The sequence below is a fragment of the Microbacterium sp. Leaf351 genome (assembly GCF_001423825.1).
GTDB classification, from domain to species: Bacteria; Actinomycetota; Actinomycetes; order Actinomycetales; family Microbacteriaceae; genus Microbacterium; species Microbacterium ginsengisoli.
Window position 1 is genome coordinate 12,769 of the sequence record NZ_LMPK01000006.1, and the last position, 5,191, is coordinate 17,959.

Genomic DNA, 5,191 nt, shown 5'->3' on the forward strand with positions numbered 1-5,191 from the left:
GGCGCTCGTGACAGGTGCTTTGGCGCCTTCCGCAGCTCGGGCAGACGACACGGCTGACGCTGATCAGGTCGCTGCATCAGCCAGTACCGCAGCTGAAGCGGCCGGCGCGGCAGTCGACTCGGTTCCGATCACGTCGACAGCCGACGGGTATGCCGCACCGGCGGAAGGCGTGGTCGTTCCGTCCGATGCTGCGGCATCAATCCAGATAAACACGTCACTACCCGATCCGATCACGTTGTCCACGCCGGAGGAGGTTGATGTCGCCTCCGGAGTGATCGCGAGTGACGGCAGTGTGTCATACGTGGGACACGACGGAGGGCCCTCGCTGTCGATCACGGTGGGCGATGGCGTTCTGCAGCAGAGCGTTGTCATCCCGGACGCTTCGTCGCCCAGCCAGTACACCTTTCAGATCGATCCTCGACTGACACCCGAGCTGGAATCGGATGGTTCAGTATCGCTACGTTCTTCTCTGGCACGACTCGATCCCACGGGGCAGTCGACTGACACCACTGAATATACGGTCGGCAGTATTGCGTCGGCGTGGGCTCGTGATGCAAACGGAAACGAGGTTCCAACGCGTTACGAGGTGGACGGAAGCAAGCTGATTCAGTTCGTCGACCTCTCGGCGGTTCAAGCCTTCCCGGTGACCGCAGATCCTTCAATTTCGCTGTGCTTCATCTGGGGCTGGTACCCAGCGACGTGCCAGAAGTTCACGAAGACGGAGACCAAGCGACTGGCGACCTCGCTTGCAAGTGCGGGCCTGGGTACATCTAGCACCACCGCAGCGGCATTGATATGCGGGTACGTACCCACCGTGGCAGGAAAGGCGGTCTGCGCGAGTGCGATGGGATTCGTCGGCAGTCTGATCTTCCCTCGCATTCAGAGCGCCGCGTCAGGCGGAAATTGCATCCAGCAGAATATTCCGATCATCGCGATAACTGGACTCAACGTGTTCATGGTGAACTCCATGTGGATCGTTGTCCGATGCTAGTAGCCGGAGAATGAAGGGAGTCACTCATGCCCGTATTTGAAATGGAAGCTACCGAGCCCATCCTGGACCCGACAATCGCCGTTTCGACGAGGGGACAAGTGCTCTACGTTGGCGGCTCCATAGTCGCGGCGATTGCCCTGTCGAGCATCGGCATCCTTCCCTATCCTGTAACCATCGCTCTCGGGGTGGCCGGGATCACTCTGCGGGGGCTTGTTGGTGCCGCGAATAGGCGGGCAGTCGCAAGGTCGCAGNCAGCCGCGCTTGGCTTCCAAATCTCGAGGGATCTCGCAGGTCAGATATTCTCTGAGGCAATTGCAATAGTGCTGGCAGTTGACGCATTCCTGCGGGCTGAGCGGGGCAAATCCACGCTCTCGCGTCGACTCGCCGTGCTGGAGTTCGGGATCTTTGTCGCGCTCGTCGTGTCGGCACTCTTTGCAATGGCAACGCGCTAGCGACGCCTTTTGACGCACGTCAGCACAGCGAAGACGCCGAGCCTACATAGTCACGGGGTCGCCTCCGCTGACGCTTGATAGGCAGGCCCCGCACTTGCTTGTTGGTGGGACATTCGGATCGCAGTTTCAACTTCCCGAGGCCACTTTTCTTGACTGAGCATGACCCGAACATCGGGAGGGCGGTTCACATAGTCGTATCCGATCACACAGAGGATGCCGAGACCGGTGTCCGCGAGATCGATGATGAAAAGATCTGTGAGGGTAAGAAGCTTTTTGGCTAGTTCGGTGAGTGGCTCCACGAACTCACGTCGGTCAGAGTACGCGAACGGGTTTGGGGCGTGGAGCACTGTGCTTACGTCACCGAAAGCCCGTCCCCAATCTTTCTCCCTCAGGTAGCCGTGTTCAACGTCGACGTAATCCGTGCCGACGACCTCAACTGGATGGGGCCAATAGGAGGGATTGAGGTCGCGCACGCGTTTCCGCGCATCCGAGATTGATGCCCGCGCTAAAGCCGACTCGACTTGCTCCGACAGAGGCCTGTGCGTGACGAAGCTCAAAAGTACAATGGACTCGAGAGTCATTCGAAGGTCTAGCGCCACCTGCTCGATCGTGTCTCGCCGCAGTCCTTCCGCGAACGTGTCCATCACTCGGAGCATGCGCCGCTTGATCTCGGCGAGCGTGCGGTGGATGCGATGAAAATCATCGATCGTTGGTGCTACATCTCCGAGCTGGGAATCCACGTATAGGACCCTACTGACGACCGAAGGTCATCGGACAGGGTCTATTCTTCGTCTTTATCTGAGGGGCTGACGTCTTCTGGTGCCGTGTTGGCTGCGGGCACGTGGCTTCGGTTCCAGAACTGCAGGAAGACGATCCGGAGCGCGAGCCACCACGTGTAGAGCGATTCCGCTCCTTCGGCGGTCCCGTCGGTGAGCAAACCGTGGGCGACTTCGTTGCGGAGGTTGGGGCCGGTGGCATCGAAGTAAAGGACTCGAAGTTCGTAGGCAAGATCGGCGCCAAAAATCTCGTGAACGTTGTCGCTCTCAAGCAAGCTTGACAGTCCCTTCTCGTTCTCGATGCCTTCCTCGGTTCGCGCCGTCGTGGGTACGCCTGCGTTCTGCAGGTGGTGACGAACGAAGTGCTCGATCTGAAGCGTGAGGAGTTGAGCGGCGGTTGAGAAGTCTCCGGTGTAGCCGTAATACAGCCCACGCGCGAACTGTCTGACGTGATCGAGTGGCACGGTCGAAGATCCAGCCGTGATGGCGATGAAGTCGCCGACGGACAGGTGATGTTCGTTCGTCAGCGTCTCGAAGGCAGGCCAGAGCCGCCCTGCTGCAACCAGCTGGATACGGAGGACATGCNNNNCCGACCGCTTCACGACCCGGCCGTCTGCTGAGTAGGTTGTCAGCGAGAACAGGGCTGCGAAGGGATGTCGCTTCAGGCGTTCTTCTGCGTCGGCTCGATCTTTCTCGAACGACGCGAAGTCTTCGATCAGCGCAAACATGAGCAGCGCCTTGTCGGGCTTGTGTCCCGCGACCTGCTTGCTCGCTGCCTGTGCAGCCTCGCTCAGGTCCACCGGGTCGGACTCGTACCGGTGCATACTGCCCAGTCCGGCCACGCCTACCTCACGAATCCGGCGGGGCAACATAGAAGCTGTGTCACCGAGCCCAAGCTTGTCGCGATCGGCGCGAGGGATCTTCCGAAGGTCGCGAAGCGCGCGCTCCAGCAGATAGCCGGCACGGGCCAAGTTCCCGTCCTTCTCGCTTGCGAGCGCTTCTGCCTCCGCGATGTAGGACCGAATGACCGTCGCGTATGCCGCTCCGCGGGCGTCCATGTCGCCGTCGGCACCGAACCAGTCCCCGGCGGCCTCGTAGTAAATCCGTGCCTTGTCTGCGTCATCGGCAAACGAATCTCCGATGTCGTGGAGGCGGCGAGCGATGTCGTTTGCTCGTGAACGGCCGAGGCCGTGCTTCGCAAGAGCGTCCGCCAATTGTGCTTGAAAGTAGTCCTCAATCGGCTCATCGAGGAGGTTGCGTAGGAGTTCGTTCTCGAAACTTGCAAGCTCGGTGCTTGTGGACTTACCGAAGCGCTTCGCCGTCTCTATCGCGCGGTGCCACATGTCGCGTTCACCAAACCACCGCTCCGCAGCGATACCAACGCGGAGCAAGTCAGTGAGGTGGGCGTGGATGTGATCCATACGGGCACGACCACTGACGCGGATGGCCAGGACGTCGTGGACGCGAGCGCGAAGGAGGTCGTGAGGCACATGTTCTACGACGTCCTCGAGCACGGATACGCTCTTATCGGTCAGGTCACTGGGCACGAACGTCCGGCCCTCTCCGGATTGATACATCGGGCCGTAGCCACGGTTCCAGTCATCTGGAACGACGTAGAGCGAGGCGATGGCGCTCAGTGCCTCCAAGGCCTCGTTGGCTTGCGTATCTCCTTCGGATTCTGCTGCCTCGCGCAGGGGGAATGTAAGCAGAGTGACGCCGTTGCGTTCGGCCTCGAAAGATTCAAGCAGTGCTGGCGACTTGAACAATAGGTCCCAGTCGGGCCGAGCCGCTTCGTTGTCGTTCGACTGATCGTCCTTCGCGCTTCTCTGCATCCTGCCATCATCCCTCTTGGATTCACATAGTCGTATTTATGTTCTATTGCCCAGTGATTCCGCGTCCGTCCTCATCGTCAAGCTCTGCTGCGCGATGCTGGCCAGCGAGGTCACGCTCGGACCGCAAGTCGACGGTGCGCCGCCAGCGCGTCTCTACTCTCGTGGGCGAGCACTGACGCTACGATCAACGCCTCATCACTCTCGCAGCTGGTACGTCTGTAATGCAGGGGGCGCTCGCGGCGTGAGGAACGCCGGTTGGGGGCGGAGTGACAGCTAACGAGGACTTCTTTCAAGGACGCAAACCCGCTGCGGTTCTCAAACACGCGGTCCTTGAGGGCTATCTGTCAGTGTTTGCGACGATGACGGGTTCGACGGGGTCAGGGACCGTATGGGCTATAGACGCGTACGCCGGACCTGGCATCTATGCCGCGATCGGTGACGAGCCCGCGGCCGCAGGGTCACCCCAGATCGTATGTGACCTCGCAAATCGCTTGTCGGCCAGGGTGTGTCTACGTGGGGTCTTCATCGAGCGCAAACCCACGTACGCAGATCAGCTTCGCACCGTGGTCGGTGATGGCGGTGAGCACGTAGTGTTCAACGGTGACGCGGCGGATTTCCTCCCTGAGGCCATTCGAGCCGCGGGCTCTGATCCAGTGCTTTTGTTTCTCGATCCTTTCGGTGTCTCCCTGCCCCGCGATCTGTTGATCGAAACGGTCACCGGAAGGCCGCGAGGGGCGACAACAGAAGTTCTTTTGAACTTCAATGTTGAAGCGGTATCTCGGATCGGAGGCATCCTCATGTCCCCCAGGACGCAGCCGCATGACGTGAAGACGCTCCGCCGCGCAGACGAATTCCTCGGTGGTGACTGGTGGCGAGACGCTTTCATTGCGGCCCGTCGCTCAAACGACACGGCAAGTGCGACGGCGGCAGCTCAGGAAGTTTCGCGGATCTACCAGCAAACCGTTTTTGATCGGACAGGTTTGCGGGCAGTGCATGTGCCAATTCGGCGACGCACATCCGCCCAGCCGCTCTTCTTTCTGACACTGTTCACGAGATACCCCAAAGCGCCCTATATCTTGGGTGAGTCTCTTAGCGTGGTGTCACTTCCCGCGGGGTTTTCGCCGTCGTTGACGTAGAGAG

General features: G+C 60.1%; 4 protein-coding genes and 1 pseudogene. 2 read left to right on the forward strand and 3 right to left on the reverse strand.

Annotated features, from left to right (window positions below):
• Positions 1-1,017: 1,017 nt before the first annotated feature.
• A partial coding sequence (locus ASG00_RS16525; protein WP_235559082.1) for a hypothetical protein occupies positions 1,018-1,242 on the forward strand: 225 nt, incomplete at its 3' end.
• A 251-nt stretch (positions 1,243-1,493) separates the two neighbouring features.
• On the opposite strand, the gene ASG00_RS14740 is transcribed toward ASG00_RS16525, so the two are convergent.
• From ASG00_RS14740 to ASG00_RS18815, 3 genes and pseudogenes are all read right to left on the reverse strand, one after another.
• Entirely contained in the window at positions 1,494-2,183 is a 690-nt protein-coding gene (locus ASG00_RS14740; RefSeq protein ID WP_156454767.1) for a hypothetical protein, read from the reverse strand.
• Between the two features lie 41 nt (positions 2,184-2,224).
• A partial coding sequence (locus ASG00_RS16530) for a DUF4209 domain-containing protein (RefSeq protein ID WP_235559083.1) occupies positions 2,225-2,804 on the reverse strand: 580 nt, incomplete at its 5' end.
• A gap of 4 nt (positions 2,805-2,808) precedes the next feature.
• A pseudogene (locus tag ASG00_RS18815) lies at positions 2,809-4,051 on the reverse strand (DUF7380 domain-containing protein); the annotation flags it as partial.
• Between the two features lie 359 nt (positions 4,052-4,410).
• Between ASG00_RS18815 and tcmP the strand changes: the two are divergent.
• Positions 4,411-5,187 (forward strand): three-Cys-motif partner protein TcmP, encoded by a 777-nt coding sequence (gene tcmP, locus ASG00_RS18820; protein WP_442922586.1) that lies wholly within the window; start codon positions 4,411-4,413, stop codon positions 5,185-5,187.
• Positions 5,188-5,191: the final 4 nt, after the last annotated feature.

What these genes read in the sequence shown, in the direction of transcription:
- tcmP (WP_442922586.1), top strand. Translation starts at nt 4,411, where the DNA reads ATGACGGGTTCGACGGGGTCAGGGACCGTATGGGCTATAGACGCGTAC.